We start from the raw sequence: 16,753 nt of genomic DNA, 5'->3' as shown, positions 1-16,753 counted from the left end.
GGTAGAGTCCGATGACATTCAAAGTCGCCATCATCGGCCGGCCTAACGTCGGCAAATCGACCCTTTTCAACCGTCTGGTGGGAAGGAAGCTGGCGCTTGTCGACGACACGCCGGGCGTCACCCGCGACCGTCGCGTCCACGCCGCCAAGCTCTACGATCTGCATTTCGACGTCATCGACACCGCCGGCTTCGAGGACGCTGCTGCTTCGACGCTGCCAGGCCGCATGCGCGCCCAGACCGAGATCGCCATACGCGAAGCCGACCTGATCTTTTTCACGATCGATGCCAAGTCCGGGCTGATGCCTGACGACAAGACCTTCGCCGAGATCGTGCGCAAATCCGGCAAGCCGGTTGTCGTCGTCGCCAACAAGGCCGAGGCGCGCGGCGCGCAGGGCGGCATGCTGGAGGCCTGGGAACTCGGCCTTGGCGAGCCCATCCCGGTCTCGGCCGAACACGGCCAGGGCCTGCCCGATTTGCGCGATGCGGTGATCGCAGCGCTTGGCGAGGCGCGCGCCTTCGGCGAAGAAGAAGGGGATGCGGACGAGGAGACCGCCGCCAGCGAGGTGCTGATCGGCGAGGACATCACCGATCCGGATGCCGAGCCGAGCTATGACGATACCAAGCCGATGCGCATCGCCGTCGTCGGCCGCCCGAACGCCGGCAAGTCGACGCTGATCAACGCGCTGATCGGCGAGGAGCGGCTCTTGACCGGGCCGGAAGCTGGCATCACCCGTGATTCCATCTCCGTCGACTGGGACTGGCATGGCCGTCGCCTGAAACTGTTCGACACCGCCGGCATGCGCCGCAAGGCCAGGATCCACGAAAAGCTGGAAGTCATGTCGGTGCAGGACGGCTTGCGTGCCATCCGCTTTGCCGAGATCGTCATCATCGTGCTCGACGCCACCATTCCCTTCGAGAAGCAGGATCTGCAGATTGCCGACCTGATCATCCGCGAGGGCCGCGCGCCGGTGATCGCCTTCAACAAATGGGACATGATCGACCACCCCCAGGAACTCCTGGCGGAACTGCGCGAGAAGACCGAGCGGCTGTTGCCGCAGGCGCGGGGCATGCAGGCAGTGCCGGTCTCGGCCGAGACTGGGCGCGGCCTCGACAAGTTGATGGATGCCGTCATCAAGACGCACAGAGTGTGGAACAGCCGCGTCTCGACCGGCAAGCTCAACCGTTGGCTGGAAGGCATCCTGGCGCATCATCCGCCGCCCGCCGTGGCGGGGCGTCGGCTGAAGATCAAATATGTCACGCAGGCCAAGACGCGCCCGCCGGGCTTCGTCGTCTCCTGCTCACGGCCGGACGCGATGCCGCAATCCTATGTCCGCTATCTCTCGAACAGCCTGCGCGAAGCCTTCGACATGCCAGGCGTGCCGATCCGCATCGCCTTGCGCACCTCGGAAAATCCGTTCGCCAGCAGGGCGAAGAAACGCCGCTGAGCGTTTCTGCGGCCCTTTAAGCAGCGCTCCGCAGGCCGGCACGCGCTTGCGCGTTTTCGGGCAGCGATTCCAGCGCCGCCTGCAGCAGGATGTCGGCAAGGCGCGCCGCCACCGGGTCCGGCTCGGCCTCCTTGCGATGCAGGAACAGCGCCATCTCAGGCAGTGCGGGCAGCCCCAAAACCTCCGGCGTCATTGCCCTGACAGTGGACGGCAGACCGATATCGGTGCGGATCGTCAGTCCCAACCCGGCGGCGACCGCCGGCGCAGACCCGCTGGAACGGCGCTCGGCCTCGCCAACAGCCTCGTCTTCATCGCCTTCTTCCTGGTGCCGATCGCCATTCCGGGGCTTCTCGTCTTCTGGTCGTGGGCGGGCGTCTGGCTGGCTGCGGCTTTTTGCGCACTGATCGCCGGGCCGATCTTTCTTCGGCCCGAACATGGCCGCAAAAGCGCCTGACTTCGGATCGACAGGGAAGGTCGACAGGGAAAACACGATCCAACCTGTTAACGCACCATCAAGGTTAATGCATCATTGTGCCTCTCCAGTGGGGTCAGTTGCGTTTCTGGAGAGTTCCGTGCATCGACGTGTTTTGAAGCGGCTTGTCGCTGTCGCCGGTGAGAAGAAACGTTCACTCCTGTCTCCGTCCATTATTGGTCTGTGCAGTCGGGTCGGCTTTCCGAAGATCCCCATGCGCCGACGTGTCTCGACGCCGGTTGCCGCCGTCGGTGAGAAAAGACGTTCACTCCTGTCTCCCCTGGTCATCGGCCTTGGCGTCTGGGTCGGCTTTCCCACGGTCATTGCCTACCAGGACATGACGAGCCTGATTTCCGGCCTCAAGGCACCGAACGCCCGCTGGAACGCCTATGTCGAGAAATCCGTCGCCGGATCGGTTCATGCCGCCGAAATGCCTTTCCTCGATTCCGACAGCACCGGCTCGATCTCGGGTTCCGGCGTCCGGTTGCCCGGCATCGGCGCTGTGTCGTTTCGCGGCAAGGGCAGTGTAGCCAGCACGACGCCCGACGAGGACCGCGTCGTGCGTGCCAATAAAAGAGGCCGCATCGTCATCGTCTCGCCGGTCGCGCCGCCGAAGAACTTCGATGCCGGCTCGATTTTTGAGCGTACCTCCTCGCTGCTTCGTCCGAGCATGGACAGCAGCCTGAAGATGGCCTTCGCCAAGCCCGAGATCAAAGGCAAGGAGATCCAGATTGCCGCCGCGTTCCACGCGCGCGTCGACAAGAAGCCGGATCCCGGCGTGCCGGCCATGCTTGCCGCACTGGTCAATAACGATCACCCCGACGTCTTGGCGACTGCCTACGCCTCGGCCGCGCCCGACTATGCGCAGGCGTCGCCCTTCGAGGCCTTGCTGCAGGACGAGAAGCCCAACGATGGCCGCTTCATTCCGCCGGTGGCCAAGGGCGATCATTCGTGGATGCAAACTCCGCTGCCGGCGAGCGTCTTCTCCAAGCCGGAACAGACTTGCCTCGCCAACGGCATCTATTTCGAGGCGCGCGGTGAATCCGTGCGTGGCCAGGCCGCCGTCGCCCAGGTCATCCTCAATCGCGTTCGCAATCCGGCCTACCCGAACTCGATCTGCGGCGTCGTCTACCAGAACGACAAATGGTTCAACCGTTGCCAGTTTTCCTTCGCCTGCGACGGCAGGAAGAAGCGCATTCAGAGCCCCGCCCACTACAAGACCGCGCAGGATGTCGCCATGGCGGTCACTGCCGGCAAGATCTTCATCCCGGAAGTGGGATCGTCAACCCACTACTACGCCAACTACGTCAATCCGGGTTGGGCGCGGACGATGAAAAAGATGACCAAGATCGGCCTGCATATCTTTTACCGCACCTACGGCGGCGGCTGGAGCTGAGCGCTCCGGCAAGGCCTCAGGCGCGGTCGATCGAAGACCCGTCGCCGGAGGGATTCGGTCGCGGCACGCCAACGATGGTGTCGGGCACGATGTCGCACCCTGGCAAGTTATTGATTCGAATATGAAAAATACTTGAGGCAGAAGGTCCGCCCGTGGCTTGACGGGCGCGGACCCTCTAACTATGTTGCCGGCGACTTAAGAGCGGACGGACGGCGACGATCTGACCGGGCAAGGGGGTTGCGATGGCCGACAAGAATGGGCCAGACGGAACCGGAGAAACCGGCCGCGGCAAACAGCGTCAAGCCGACATCCGCGACGACGATCTTGAGCGCCGCCGGCGCGACCTTGAGGCATCGCTTGCAACAAGGCGGCCGGACCGGCGCGAGGGGAAAGACGACGCGAAAGCGGGCAGTGCGGTCGGGTATGGCCAGGCGCTCAAGCTGTCCAGCGAGTTCATCGCCGGGATAGTGGTTGGCGCAGGTCTCGGCTGGATCATCGACCGCGTGGCGGGGACATCGCCATGGGGTCTGATCGTTTTTTTGCTGCTGGGTTTTGGCGCCGGCGTGCTCAACGTCCTGCGTTCCGCAGGGCTTATGGCGGAATTCGGACAGGGCGACAAAACGCGCGATCCGAAAGAATGAACTTGAGGCGCCGCTTGCCGGCGCAATGAACAGGACACTCAAGCCGCGTGCGGCTTTGATGGGGAATTAAAGTGGCTGCTGACAAGGTCGATCCGATCCACCAGTTCCATATCAACAAGCTGATTCCGATCGAGATCGGCGGCTACGACCTGTCCTTCACCAATTCGGCTCTTTTCATGGTCGCGACCGTCGCTGTTGCGTCGGCGTTCCTCTATCTCACCACTTCGAGCCGCAGCCTCGTTCCCGGCCGTCTCCAGTCAGTCTCGGAAATGGCCTACGAATTCGTCGGCAACATGCTGAGGGACGCAGCCGGAACGCAGGGCATGAAGTTCTTCCCCCTAGTGTTTTCGCTGTTCATGTTCGTGCTTGTCGCCAATCTGCTCGGTCTTTTCCCGTATTTCTTCACCGTCACCAGCCACATCATCGTCACCTTCGGCCTCGCTGCGCTGGTGATCGGAACGGTCGTCGTCTACGGCTTCATGAAGCACGGCCTTGGTTTCCTGAAATTGTTCGTGCCGCAGGGCGTGCCGGTGTACCTGCTGCCGCTGGTGGTGTTGATCGAGGTGATTTCCTTCGTCTCGCGTCCGGTCAGTCTCTCGGTTCGTCTGTTCGCCAACATGCTGGCCGGCCACATCACGCTGAAGGTGTTCTCGGGCTTCGTGGTGAGCTTGAGCGCGCTTGGCACGCTTGGCATTGCCGGATCGGTCCTACCGCTGGCGATGGCCGTGGCGCTGACGGCGCTGGAACTGCTGGTCGCCTTCCTGCAGGCCTATGTCTTTGCCGTGCTGACCTGCATGTATCTGAACGACGCCCTGCATCCCGGGCACTGACCCAGGCTGACCAATAGTTTCCGGCATTGCTGCCGGATGGAATCGCAACGGAATTTTAGATCCAAAGGAGTTGAACAAATGGAAGCAGAAGCAGCAAAGTACATCGGCGCCGGCATCGCATGCCTTGGCATGGGTGGCGCCGGTATCGGCCTTGGCAACATCTTCGGCAGCTATCTGGCGGGCGCGCTGCGCAATCCGTCGGCCGCGGATGGCCAGTTCGGCCGTCTGATCTTCGGCTTCGCCGTGACCGAAGCGCTGGGCATCTTCTCCCTTCTCATCGCGCTTCTGGCCCTGTTCGGCTGAGCCCCTGTTCGGCTAACATTGGGAATTGGACGGGCCGGCCGCAATCAGCGGCGGGCCTGATATCAGGGGATAGTCCATGTTCGTGACATCTGCCTTTGCGCAAGAGTCCGCGCCCGCCGTCGAAAGCGGCCATGCCGGCACGGAAGGCGAAACGCATTCCGGCACCGGCGTGCCTGCCGAGGCGCACGGCATGTTCCCGCCATTCGATCCGGCGACATTCCCGTCGCAGCTTCTGTGGCTGGCGATCACCTTCGGGCTGTTCTACCTGTTCCTCAAGAAGGTGGTGATGCCGCGTGTCGGCGGCATCATCGATGTCCGCAACGATCGCGTCACCCAGGACCTCGACCATGCCGCCAGGCTGAAGGGCGAGGCCGATGCCGCCGTTGCTGCCTATGAGCAGGAACTGGCGGAGGCCAAGACCAAGGCCAATGCGATCGGCCAGCAGGCCAGCGATGCCGCCAAGGCGGAAGCCGAGGCCGCCCGCAAGAAGGTCGAGGCTGCCCTCGATCAAAAACTTGGCGAGGCCGAGGCCCGCATTTCGTCCATCAAGGCCAATGCCATGAAGGAAGTCGGCACGATCGCCGAGGACACCGCTTCGGCCATCGTCGAGGCGCTTGTCGGCGGCAAGGCCAGCAAGGCCGAGATCGCTGCAGCCGTCAAATCAGTGGCCCGGTGAGGAGCGCATCATGGACGCCACATCACTCGCGACACTTTGGGCCACCGTTGCCCTCGTCATTTTCCTGGCCATTGCCGTCTACATCAAGGTGCCGGGGCTGATCGCCAAGGCGCTCGATGCCCGCGCCGACAAGATCAGTAACGAGCTTGAGGACGCGCGCAGGCTGCGCGAGGAGGCCCAGCAACTGCTCGGCCAATACCAGCGCAAGCGCAAGGAAGCCGAGCAGGAGGCCGCCGACATCGTCGCCGCCGCCAAGCGCGAGGCCGACATGCTAGCCGCCGAGGCGCACCAGAAGACTGAGGACTATGTCGCCCGGCGCACTGCACTTGCCGAATTGAAGATCGGTCAGGCCGAGCGCGAGGCGATCGGTGAGGTGCGCGCCAGTGCCGTCGATATCGCCGTCGAAGCCGCACGCACGCTGCTCGCCGGCAAGATCGACGCCAAGGCCGGCGCCGACCTGTTCAAGGCCTCGCTTCAGGACGTGAAGTCCAAGCTGAATTAAGCGATTTCATCGAGAAGTTCATCGAAAGCCGCCTGGGAAACCTGGCGGCTTTTTTTGTGGGGCGGGAATAGTCTCCCCCTTGAGGGGAGATGTCGCCAAAGGCGACAGAGGGGGTCGGCACGTCCTGGCGCCACGCCATGTGGGACGAAAGATAGGATTGGCGCTTCACGCGCGGCTACCCTCTCTGGCCTGCCGGCCATCTCCCCCTCAAGGGGGGAGATTAGCTTCATCGCCGCTTTCGCCAATCTCCTCCGCTCTGGCACGAAGGCGCGAAGGTGGATCGACAGTGTCGTTCAATCCAGGCCGGCAAGGCCCTCTTCGTCGAGCACTTCGGTGCCGCCAAGCCGGAACGGCGCGAAGGATGCGCGGTGCAGCCGCGCCACCGGTCCATGCACCTCGATCGCCGTGCGGTGGCGGACGGTGGCATAGCCCATATGGGCCTCGAAACCGTAACGCGCGTGATGGCTGCCGCAGCCGCACATCATGCGGTCGCGCATCACCTTGGCGACGATCGAGGCGGCAGCGATCGACTGCGAGCGCTGGTCGCCCTTGATCAGCGCTCTGCCTTCGCATGGCAGTCCGGGCGGCACGTCGCGGCCGTCGGCGAGGGCCAGTTTTGGCTGCACCGAGAGCCCGACCAATGCGCGACGCATCGCCTCGAGGCTGGCCTTGAGAATATTGCTGCCATCGATGCCTTCCGCGCTGACCGAAGCCATCGACACGCCAAGAGCGGAGCCGAGGATTTTCAGGAACAGCGCCTCGCGCTGCAGATGGCTGAGGCGCTTGGAATCATCGAGACCGTCGGGAATGTTGGCGGGATCGAGCACCACCGCTGCCGCGACGACCGGCCCGGCGAGCGGGCCGCGGCCAGCCTCGTCCATTCCCGCCACCGGCCACAGGCCTTCGGCCATCGCCTTCGTCTCGAAGGAGAAATCGGGTCTCTCGACGATTTCGAAGAGAAGCGGAGAATCAGAGCGCGCGCGAGCCATGTTGCGGCGAGGTTCGCATTGGCTCCGATTCTCCGCAAGCCCCCTCCGGGTCGGGCGGGGCACCGGACCTAGAGGGCACCGTCTGCAAGCCCGGGGACAAGACAGGCCGGACGGGATCTCTTTATGTGCCGCCGGCGCCGACGGCACATGATGTCTTCACAGCAACATCAGTTGCTCGGTTGCCTTGGCCGCGACGACGAACTGATCGGTCCTGAGCGACCGCCGCTCGGCGTTGAGGCCAAGCCGTTTGGCTGATATCTCGAAGCGCCGGCCGATCTGCCATGCATAGGGGCCGGCACCTTTCATGCGCTTGCCCCAATCCGAATCGTAATCCTTGCCGTCGCGCATCGAACGGATCAGCGACATGACGTGACGGTAGCGGTCCGGATAATGGCGCAGCAGCCAATCCTTGAAAATTGGCGCGACCTCCAGCGGCAGGCGCAGCACGACATAGCCGGCCTCGCGCGCTCCTGCTGCACGTGCCGAATCGAGGATGCGTTCCATCTCCTGATCGGTCAGGCCGGGGATGATCGGAGCGACCATGACCGAGGTCGGAATGCCGGCATCCGAAAGTTGCCTGATCGCCTCCAGCCGCTTGGTCGGCGTCGACGCGCGTGGCTCCATCGTTCTGGCCAACATCCGGTCCAATGTCGTCACCGACAGCGCCACCTTGGCCAGCCCGCGTTCGGCCATGCGCGACAGAATGTCGATGTCGCGCGTCACCAGCGCGGATTTGGTGACGATGCCGACCGGGTGGCCGCGCGCCTCCAGCACTTCGAGGATCTCGCGCATGATCCGGTACTGCTTCTCGATCGGTTGGTAGGGATCGGTGTTGGTGCCGATGGCAATGGTGCGCGGCTGATAGCCGTCCTTGGACAGTTCCTTGTCGAGCAGCCGCGCCGCATCCGGCTTGGCGAACAGCTTCGATTCGAAATCCAGCCCTGGCGACAGGCCCATGAAGCTGTGCGTCGGCCGGGCAAAGCAATAGACGCAGCCATGCTCGCAGCCGCGATAGGGGTTGATCGAGCGGTCGAAGGAAATGTCGGGCGACTCGTTACGGGTGATGATGGTGCGCGGCTTCTCGACCTGCACCTCGGTCTTGAAGGGCGGCAGTTCCTCCAGCGAATTCCAGCCATCGTCGAACACATGCCGGCTGACCGGCTCGAACCGGCCGGACGGGTTGATGCCGGCGGAACGGCCGCGATTGCGGTCGGGGCGGACGCGGACGCCACTCTGCTCGATCATTGCATTGGCCATCTCGGCTCTTCCGGCGCCGAAGGCGGCAATGTCGGCACGTACGATCTGTTCCATCTTCGCCCTCTCCCAGGGACTGTCGGCTGGCTGTCGATTCGCTCCGTTCATGAAAATAATCCTATTTTGCCGGTGAGAACAAATCAAGAACTTTTTTATGACGCGACGCAAAAACTGGCGTCGCGTTCGGCTTTCCGCTATTCGGCTAACGATGCTCAGCGTTCTCATCCAGACCCTGAACGACGAAGAGAGACTTGCCCGCACGCTCGCCTCGCTGATCGGCGGCGCGGTCGAGGGCGTGGTGCGCGATGTCGTCGTCTGCGACGGCGGCTCGACCGACCAGACGCACCGCGTTGCTGAACATGCCGGCTGCCTTTTTGTGGCGAGCGGCGGCGTTGCTGCCGGTATCAGGCAGGCAAAGGGCGACTGGCTGCTGCTGCTGGAGCCGGGCGCGCGGCTGGCGGAAGGCTGGATCGACGAGGTGGCCGCCCACACGGCCAGGCAAACCATGCCGGCGCGGTTCTCGAGGGCGCGCGGCAGCCGCGTGCCGTTCCTGTCGCGGGTCTTTTCGGGAAACCGGGCACTGGCCGAAGGGCTGGTGATCAGCAAGCGTCAGGCCGCGGCCTTGTCGAAAAACGCCCGCAGCGCCGAAGCCATCGCGCGCGGCCTTGCGACCAAGCGGCTCGACGCCGAGATCTGGGTGGCGCCGGCGAAATGAGGGGCCTTCCTCTGCCGTAGCTTGCTGGGTTAGGCGGCGCGCAAGCCGTGGGCGGAAAGCGGCTTGGTGGAAGCCGTATTGCAGCTACCCTCCTGGGAGGAATGCATACGCTTGTCGCCGTGCGGGAAACTCGCGATACTTGGCAACATTTCGGGGAGATTGCAGATGAATGTATCTAAATTCGTTCGTATCGCCTTGCTGGCAGCAGCTTGGTCAGTGCCGGCGATCGCGTCGGCGCAGGAGTCGTCCCTTTGGTCAGTTTATGAGAACACGCTCAAATCGGCCAAGTACATCGATCTGACCCATGCCTTCGAGCCGGTGCAGCCTGTATGGCCGGGCTTCGCCAATGCCAAGTTCAAACCGACTGTCGCCGGTCGGGACATCGAGGGCTACGTCAAGGCCGGCGAAGAGTTCACTTACGACAAGCATGGGTTCGTCGCTACCGCCTACGAGCTGACGACGGACCAATATGGCACGCAGCTCGATCCGCCCTCCCACTGGAACCCACTCGGTGCAACGATCAGCGACCTGCCGGCCACTTATGCCGTGCGGCCGCTCGTCGTGATCGACATCAGCGGCAAGGTGCAGACTGACGAAGGCTATCACCTTCAGATCGCCGACATCGAAGAGTGGGAAAAGGAGCACGGCCGCATACCGGAAGGTTCGGTCGTCTTCGTGCGTTCGGATTGGTACAAGAAATGGTCCGATGCCGCCCGCTTCAACCAGAAGCCGTTTCCAGGCGTCAGTTTGGACGCGCTGAAGTTCCTGCATCTGGAGCGGAAGATTCTGTTTCATGGCCATGAGCCGCTCGACACCGACACCACGCCCAATCTCGAAGGCGAACATTGGCTGCTGCACAACGATTTCACCCAGGCAGAAGGCGTTGCAAACCTCGACAAGGTGCCGGAGGCCGGGGCGTTGGTTACAATCGGCTTTGCCAAGCCGCTCGGCGGGTCAGGCGGATATGCGCGTTACATCGCTATTGCACCCGCCGATTGGACGGAGGGTGTTTCGGTCACCGAAGCGCCCGGTGCGCCGCTTTCCCGGCAAACCGCGCCGCTCAAGCGCGACGAGAACGGCGTCTTCCGCCCGACGCCCTGATCGCTGGCGATATCCGGGCGGCCGGGCCATGGCGCGTCCCATTTCACGCGATTGTCGCGCAAGTCGCGACAATCGGTTCAGACGTTCAGCCCCTCCGGCGCTCGCGAAAACGTGACTTTCCCGGCGATAGCCATCGTAATCGTTAGCGCTATCGTGGCGTGGCGCCAGTTCTGCCACGGGAGGCAGCCATGCTCCGCCTATCTGCCGCCGTTCTGCTGACCCTGGCTTTCTGGCCGCTCATCGCTTCGGCCCAGGAACAGCCGCCGCCGTCGAGATGCGTTGCGATCGCGCAAGCGCTGCCGTCGGCCACCTATGCCAGCTTCACAGCGCCAAAGGCGCAGACGCCTATGCTGGCCGAGGCCTTCGTCGACGGCGAGGTTACGATCACCTATGCCGGCCATTCGACCTACATCATCGAGACACCCGCCGGCGTCAGGATCGCCACCGACTTTTCCGGCGTCTACGGCGCTGACCCGCTGCCGCGCGTGGTGACCATGAACAAGGCCCACCGCACCCATTATTCGGACCATCCGGATCCCGCCATCGAATATGTGCTGCGCGGTTGGAATCCGGACGGCGGTCCGGCGCGCCACGCTCTTGTCGTGGATGACGTCTACATCCGCAACGTGCCGACGGATATCCGCAATGGCGGCGATCTCGGCAAGGACGGCAACTCCATCTTCATCTTCGAAGTGGCGGGGCTCTGCATCGGCCATCTCGGCCATCTGCACCACCGGCTGGAAGACGCGCATTATGGCGCCATTGGCCGGCTCGACGTCCTTATGGTGCCTATCGACGGCGGCATGACGCTGTCGCTCGACCGGATGACCGAAATCACCGCGCGGCTCTATTCATCGATGATCCTGCCGATGCATCGCCATTCGACCCCGATCAGTGAGTTCACAGGTAGGATGGGTGACGATTTCGCGGTGGAATTCCTCTCCGGCCGGTCGCTGACGGTCTCGCTGAAGACGCTGCCCGACCGGCCGACGATCATCATCCTCGAAGGGGTCTGATCGCTTCGTCTCGATCTTCTCCGCCGTGCGCAACCTCTTCTTTCCACTCGCTCAAAACACTCGCTGTCGTTTGGCTTCAGGGGGCAGAGTTAGCTGCCCCTCCACTCTGCGGGCCGATAGGACTAACGAGGGCAGCTTCCGGACGTGCCACTCTGGTTGTTGCGGTCATCGCGAAAATTGGTATCATGTTGGTATTATCGCTATGGGTCCCAGGCGTGACATTCCTCGAATTTTTTGCTGCTGCGCAGAGCAATGGAAGTGATGCGCCGGTCTATAGGCGCCTGCAGGCAGCCCTAGTCGACGCGATCGCCTCGGGCACCTTGAAACCGGGCGCCGTTCTTCCGCCCGAACGTGAGCTTGCCCTTGAACTTGGCATTTCGCGGGTCACCGTGCGTAGAGCGATGGCTGAACTTGTCCGCCAAGGTCTGATTACCCAGCGACATGGCAGCGGAACGTATGTTTCGGGGACGCGCGAGCGCGTCGTGCAAAGCTTGAGCCGACTTTATTCCTTCTCCGAAGACATGACCTCGCGCGGACGGTCGCCAGGCACGCTGTGGCTGGAGCGCGACCTTAGCGTGGCGAATGCCGACGAGGCGCGCCGGCTCGAAATGCCCAATGGCGGGTCTGTCGTTCGGATGTGCCGGCTGCGGCTGGCGGATAAAGAGCCCATTGCGTTGGAAACCTCAGTGATTCCGGCTGCTATCCTGCCCGACCCGAAGCAGATCGAAGACTCCCTCTACCGGACATTGCGCGATCTTGGTCATGTTCCGGTCAAGGCCGTTCAGCGTTTCTCGGCGATCAACCTCGACGAAAAGAGCGCCCGCCTTCTCAACGCACCGACGGGCGCTGCAGCGCTCGACATCTACCGGATAACCCGGAGGGAGGATGGCGTCGTCGTTGAATCCAGTCGGTCGATTTTTCGCGGCGACGCCTACGATTTCGTTGCTGAGCTCGGGCTGGGCAGATGAAATATGGTAGCTGCCAGGCGATCCCGGCGCCATCAGCAAACTCTTTCGTGAGACAAGTGCGCACTGATGTCCGGCCACGATTGAATCGGAACCGCGGCGGCCGTGGAGCAGCCAGCATTGCGTGCCATCAGAGATAAGACCAATTCATGACCAGTTATTTCCTTGGCATCGACGCGGGCTCGTCCGTAACCAAAGTCGCGGTATTCGACGAAAAAGGCCAACAGCTCGGCATGGGATTTCGTCGCATCCGTTTGCAAAGACCCTATCCGGGTTGGTCGGAACTCGATCCTGTCCTTGCATGGAACGCGGTGAGCGAGGCGATCCGTGCAGCTCTCGCCAACGCCGGTATCGTGGGAAACGATATTGCCGCCGTGGGTCTGTCGGCGGCCATGGTAGGGGCATGGCTGGTCGATGATACCGGCAGTGCCTTGCGTCCCGGCATCGTTTGGGAAGACAGCCGGGCGCAGGATTTGCTGGAACGGCGGGCGGCCGACGTGCCGGATTTCTATCAAAGGATCTTTCAGTCGGATGGCTGCGTATTGCAGCAGGGCTGCACGTTGCCGCTACTTGCTTGGCTGCGAACATATGAGCCAGATGTGCTGGACAGGGCGGCACATGTCTTCGGCTATAAGGATTTCCTGCGCCTGAAACTGACCGGACGGGTAGCCACCGATCGCACGGAAGCTGCAGTGGCGCCAGGCAGCGCGCGACAGCGCGACCACAGCCCTGAAATGCTTGCATTGTTCGAAGTCGCCGACCTGGCGCACAAGCTGCCGCCAGCAGCAGATTCCGAAACCATAGGCGGCTTCGTCACGGCCGCGGCAGCAATTGCTACCGGGCTCACGGAAGGTACGCCGGTGGCGATCGGCGCCGGCGATGTTCCGGCAACTGTCATCGGCGCCAGCGCGCTCGAAAGCGGGATGGCGATGGCCGTTCTCGGTACGACCTGCATGGTCGGCATCGTCTCCGATCAGCCCGTATTCACGCCACCCAACCTAGGCCTGCTTTTTACCCTGCCCGGCGAGAACTGGTTCCGTGCGATGGTCAATGTGGCCGGCACGCTCAACCTTGACTGGGCTATCGAAACGCTGTTGCCTGACATAGCCGGGGAGCCCGATCTCTACGCACGGATGGAGGCGATGATCGCCCCGCTACCTATCGGCAATGACGGCGTGACCTATCTGCCATATCTCAGCGAGAGCGGCATCATTGCGCCAGTGGTTGACCACGAGGCGCGTGCCGGATTTTACGGTCTCGCACCCCGACACGGGCGGCCTCATATGATCCGGGCCGTCTATGAGGGGGTGACGCTGGCGATGCGCGATCTGTACCAAAATCTGGAAGGCACCAGCGGCAAAATCCTGCTGACCGGCGGCGGAGCGCGCAGCCTGATGTGGACACAGATGATCGCCGACGCGCTCGGCATCACTGTTCTCGTCCCGGCCGGGACCGAATTTGGTGCCAGGGGAGCAGCTCTCCTCGCGGCGACAGCCATTGGACAGTTCGGTTCGATCCGTGAAGCGTCGACGGCGACCCGGCAGATACAGCGCCGCCATGAGCCGGACGGTTCCATGAAGCCGGCCTGGGACCGCGCCTTCGCTAATTATCGCGCCCGCCGCGACAGCAGCTTGCGCAGATAGCCGGAAAAGCTCTACACAGTTGTTTCGGGTGGTACATACCACGAGAAATTCTGGTTAAACCTGTCCATGCCTTCGATCATCGCCGCAGATGATATGCCGCTTTATCAACGCATCGCGAGCTCGTTCGCGGCGCAGATTGCATCCGGTGCGCTGAAGGTCGGCGAAAGACTGCCGTCGGAGCGGCAGATGGCCGAGGAGCTCGGCGCGAGCCGAATGACTGCTCGCCAGGCGCTTAAGCTTCTCGAGCGGCGCGGCTTGGTAGAGACGCGTACCGGCCGAGGCGCCTTTGTTGCCCATCCGCACATCGAACAGCAGCTCAGTACTTTGAGCGGCTTTACCGAGGAGATGCATCGCGGCGGCCGTATGGCTTCCAGTATCGTGCTGGATGCAGGCATCGGCGCGGCGGATCGGGAAGCGGCGGCGGCACTTGGCATTGCCGAGCATGCGCCGGTCCATCGCCTCGTTCGCGTGCGTCTGGCGGATGCCGAACCCGTTGGTCTCGAGCGCACCGAAATCCCGGCGGCGCTGGCGCCGAGACTGCTGGAACGCGCGGATTTCAGCACGGATTCGCTCTATCGCGTGCTGCGAGAGGACTATGGCCTCTACCCCAGCGAAGCCGAGCAGAAGCTCTGGTCCGCGCATCCGGATGCGGCCAGCGCTGCGTCACTTGGTATTTCGCTGCAGAGCCCGGTTCTCTTTCTCACCCGCCGCACGCTCGACGCGACGGGCCGTCCGATCGAATACGTCCGGGCGGTCTATCGCGGCGATTGCTTCGTGATGCGTGTTAATCTGACGTTCGGAACAGACAAATGACCAAAACGCCGACTGCCGCCGCTTATCTGGCCGACCTCACCACTCGTATCGGTCGTCTATACGACGACAATGCCGAAGCGATCGCGCTCGCCGCCGCCGCCGTCGAGCGCACGGCCAAGGCTGACGGGCTGGTCTATGTTTTTGGCACCGGGCACAGCCACACCATGGCCGAAGAAGCGCATTTCCGGGCCGGTGGGCTGGCGCTGACCGTGCCGATCCTCGCCGCCACGACCATGGTGCACGAAGGTGCGGTCGCGGGCACTGTATTCGAGCGAATGTCGGGCATAGTCGCGCCCATATTCGCCCGCTATCCGATCGGCCCAAACGATGTGCTGATCGTCGTGTCCAACAGCGGCGTCAATACGGCCACCGTAGAGGCTGCGCTGATCGGCAAGACAATCGGAGCGACCGTTGTCGCGATCACCTCGGAAGCCTATTCGAAGGCTGCTGCCCAAGGGCGGACGCGGCTCGCCGACGTCGCCGACATCGTCCTCGACAACGGTGCGCCTCCTGGCGACGCCACCATCGACTTGCCGGGGAGCAAGTTGCGTGCCGGCCCGGTGTCAACCTCGATCGGGGCGGCGCTGATGAACGCCGTCTTCGTCGAAGCAGCTGCGCGTCTGCAGTCGGCTGGTGGCGCCGCACCCATTTATCTCAGCGCCAACATGCCGGGCGCCAAGGAGGTCAACGAGGCGCTGATCGATCGCTATCGGCCGCGCAATCCGCATCTTTGAGAAGGATTTCGGGACTCAAGGGGAGTCTCGGAGCAACGGGAGAAACGATGATGGGCCCTGCGAGATTTCTGACGATCGCCGGCTTCGCCGCTACACTTCTTGCCGGCACCGCCTATGCCGAGCCGGTAGACCTGACGGTCTGGCATATGGAGCAGCCGCCGCACCGCGTGCAGCGCATGAAGGAGCTGCTCGACGAATTCAACGCCGCTCATTCCGATATCCAGGTCAAGCAGGAGCCGCAAAGCTGGGGCGAGGTCTACGCTAAGGCGCCGGCGGCCTTCGCTGCCGGAAACGGTCCGGACCTTCTCTTTACCATTCCCGATTTCACAACAGTCCTGAAAGGCATCGATGTGGTCGTGCCGGTCGACGATCTGGTCAAGGACCTCGACAGCAAGCATGGCTTCGTCGAGGCGACGCTCGCGCCCTATAAATACGACGACCATGTTTGGGCCGTGCCGGCCTACAACATGGCGATCTCGCTATGGTACCGCAACAGCGTGCTGAAAGCGGCAGGCGTCGAGGTGCCGAAGACCTGGAGCGAGTGGCAGGCTGCCGCCGAGAAGCTCAGCACCGATGGCAAATCCGGCATCGGTCTTCCGGCCAACAAGCAGCTCTATACGGACCAAACCGTCTATAGCTTCATGGTCAACAGCGGTGCCGGCGATCTCTACAATGACGACGGCTCGATTGCTTTCGACAAGCCGGAAACCGTCAAGGCTTACGATTTCTACAGCAAGCTTGCCAAGTTTTCGCCACCCGACAACAGCACGTGGACATGGGGGGAGGCGGAGGCATGCTTTGCAAACAGCAGCTGCGGCATGATCCTGCAGTTCGGTGTCATCAACACCTACGAAACGCAGGCCGAAGGTGACGCCGCCGATCTCGGCGTGGCGCCCGTTCCGCATGCCGACGAGCAGAGCGCGTCGGCGACCATCTCCTATTCGAACGCCATCATGCTGACGACAAAGGATGAGGCGAAGCAGAAAGCCGCCAAGGTGTTTCTCACATGGTTGCTTGAACCTGCAAATTACGGTCGCTTTCTCACAATGGAGCCAGGCCTGTTCCTGCCGGTGACTAATGACGGCGCCAAGGCGGAATCGTTCTGGAGCGACAAGACCGTGACTAAATACAAGTCCCAGGTCGAAACCATGATTGCCAATTCGCAAACCGGCAAGCTCTTCGGCTTCACCACCGGCAAGGTGTTTCCGTCGATCGGCGCCATCTCGGCTCAGAATGTGATCGCCGAGACCTTGCAGCG

Annotated in this window: 17 protein-coding genes and 1 pseudogene; 15 read left to right on the top strand and 3 right to left on the bottom strand. The window is 62.7% G+C overall.

Translation table 11 applies throughout. The features are described 5' to 3' along the window. The first annotated feature begins 11 nt into the window (after window positions 1-11). Window positions 12-1,445, top strand: coding sequence for a ribosome biogenesis GTPase Der (gene der / locus EOB36_RS04600; protein WP_126103301.1), 1,434 nt, complete (start codon window positions 12-14; stop codon window positions 1,443-1,445). Between the two features lie 16 nt (window positions 1,446-1,461). Here the strand turns inward: der and EOB36_RS04595 are convergent. Beyond that, window positions 1,462-1,704, bottom strand: a pseudogene (locus tag EOB36_RS04595) (LysR family transcriptional regulator); the annotation flags it as partial. Between the two features lie 427 nt (window positions 1,705-2,131). Here EOB36_RS04595 and EOB36_RS04585 point away from each other — a divergent pair. From EOB36_RS04585 to EOB36_RS04560, 6 genes are all read left to right on the top strand, one after another. Continuing rightward, complete coding sequence (locus EOB36_RS04585) at window positions 2,132-3,313, top strand: cell wall hydrolase (RefSeq protein ID WP_128284396.1); 1,182 nt, start codon at window positions 2,132-2,134, stop codon at window positions 3,311-3,313. A gap of 242 nt (window positions 3,314-3,555) precedes the next feature. Next, window positions 3,556-3,954, top strand: a complete 399-nt coding sequence (locus EOB36_RS04580; protein WP_128284395.1) for an AtpZ/AtpI family protein — start codon at window positions 3,556-3,558, stop codon at window positions 3,952-3,954. A gap of 71 nt (window positions 3,955-4,025) precedes the next feature. Then, a complete protein-coding gene (locus tag EOB36_RS04575; RefSeq protein ID WP_128284394.1) occupies window positions 4,026-4,784 on the top strand; it encodes a F0F1 ATP synthase subunit A in 759 nt (252 codons plus the stop codon). 78 nt (window positions 4,785-4,862) lie between these two features. Further along, window positions 4,863-5,087 (top strand): F0F1 ATP synthase subunit C, encoded by a 225-nt coding sequence (locus tag EOB36_RS04570; protein WP_056103679.1) that lies wholly within the window; start codon window positions 4,863-4,865, stop codon window positions 5,085-5,087. 76 nt (window positions 5,088-5,163) lie between these two features. Then, the gene (locus tag EOB36_RS04565; RefSeq protein ID WP_128284393.1) at window positions 5,164-5,763 is read left to right on the top strand and encodes a F0F1 ATP synthase subunit B; all 600 of its coding nucleotides are present in this window, start codon (window positions 5,164-5,166) and stop codon (window positions 5,761-5,763) included. 10 nt (window positions 5,764-5,773) lie between these two features. Beyond that, window positions 5,774-6,265 carry a F0F1 ATP synthase subunit B gene (locus EOB36_RS04560; RefSeq protein ID WP_126103297.1) on the top strand — a complete coding sequence of 164 codons (492 nt, stop codon included), beginning with the start codon at window positions 5,774-5,776 and terminating at the stop codon, window positions 6,263-6,265. A gap of 293 nt (window positions 6,266-6,558) precedes the next feature. Here EOB36_RS04560 and EOB36_RS04555 read toward each other — a convergent pair whose 3' ends face one another. Together EOB36_RS04555 and EOB36_RS04550 are read right to left on the bottom strand one after the other, a co-directional pair. Next, the gene (locus EOB36_RS04555) at window positions 6,559-7,254 is read right to left on the bottom strand and encodes a ribonuclease HII (RefSeq protein ID WP_128284392.1); all 696 of its coding nucleotides are present in this window, start codon (window positions 7,252-7,254) and stop codon (window positions 6,559-6,561) included. Window positions 7,255-7,410: 156 nt separating this feature from the next. After that, window positions 7,411-8,565 (bottom strand): PA0069 family radical SAM protein, encoded by a 1,155-nt coding sequence (locus EOB36_RS04550; protein WP_128284391.1) that lies wholly within the window; start codon window positions 8,563-8,565, stop codon window positions 7,411-7,413. 151 nt (window positions 8,566-8,716) lie between these two features. Here EOB36_RS04550 and EOB36_RS04545 point away from each other — a divergent pair, with 151 nt between their 5' ends. The 8 genes from EOB36_RS04545 to EOB36_RS04510 all read left to right on the top strand — a co-directional run. Next, window positions 8,717-9,223: a glycosyltransferase gene (locus EOB36_RS04545; RefSeq protein ID WP_095483952.1), complete on the top strand. Its 507-nt coding sequence runs from the start codon at window positions 8,717-8,719 to the stop codon at window positions 9,221-9,223. A gap of 165 nt (window positions 9,224-9,388) precedes the next feature. Further along, complete coding sequence (locus EOB36_RS04540; protein ID WP_128284390.1) at window positions 9,389-10,324, top strand: cyclase family protein; 936 nt, start codon at window positions 9,389-9,391, stop codon at window positions 10,322-10,324. Window positions 10,325-10,512: 188 nt separating this feature from the next. Beyond that, on the top strand, window positions 10,513-11,340 hold the full coding sequence (locus EOB36_RS04535; protein WP_128284389.1) for an MBL fold metallo-hydrolase: 828 nt from the start codon (window positions 10,513-10,515) through the stop codon (window positions 11,338-11,340). Window positions 11,341-11,525: 185 nt separating this feature from the next. Further along, on the top strand, window positions 11,526-12,308 hold the full coding sequence (locus EOB36_RS35685) for a GntR family transcriptional regulator (protein WP_128284388.1): 783 nt from the start codon (window positions 11,526-11,528) through the stop codon (window positions 12,306-12,308). A gap of 146 nt (window positions 12,309-12,454) precedes the next feature. Beyond that, entirely contained in the window at window positions 12,455-13,948 is a 1,494-nt protein-coding gene (locus EOB36_RS04525) for an FGGY-family carbohydrate kinase (protein WP_128284387.1), read from the top strand. Window positions 13,949-14,014: 66 nt separating this feature from the next. Next, window positions 14,015-14,761, top strand: a complete 747-nt coding sequence (locus tag EOB36_RS04520) for a GntR family transcriptional regulator (protein ID WP_128284386.1) — start codon at window positions 14,015-14,017, stop codon at window positions 14,759-14,761. Continuing rightward, entirely contained in the window at window positions 14,758-15,495 is a 738-nt protein-coding gene (locus EOB36_RS04515; protein WP_128284385.1) for an SIS domain-containing protein, read from the top strand. Before EOB36_RS04520 ends, EOB36_RS04515 begins: the two co-directional genes overlap by 4 nt. Before the next feature lie 47 nt (window positions 15,496-15,542). Beyond that, window positions 15,543-16,753: ABC transporter substrate-binding protein (locus EOB36_RS04510; RefSeq protein WP_245467607.1), on the top strand; the 1,211-nt coding region annotated here is incomplete at its 3' end.

The sequence above is a fragment of the Mesorhizobium sp. M6A.T.Cr.TU.017.01.1.1 genome, assembly GCF_004023115.1.
GTDB classification, from domain to species: domain Bacteria; phylum Pseudomonadota; class Alphaproteobacteria; order Rhizobiales; family Rhizobiaceae; genus Mesorhizobium; species Mesorhizobium mediterraneum.
This window is presented reverse-complemented; position numbering and strand designations above follow the sequence as displayed.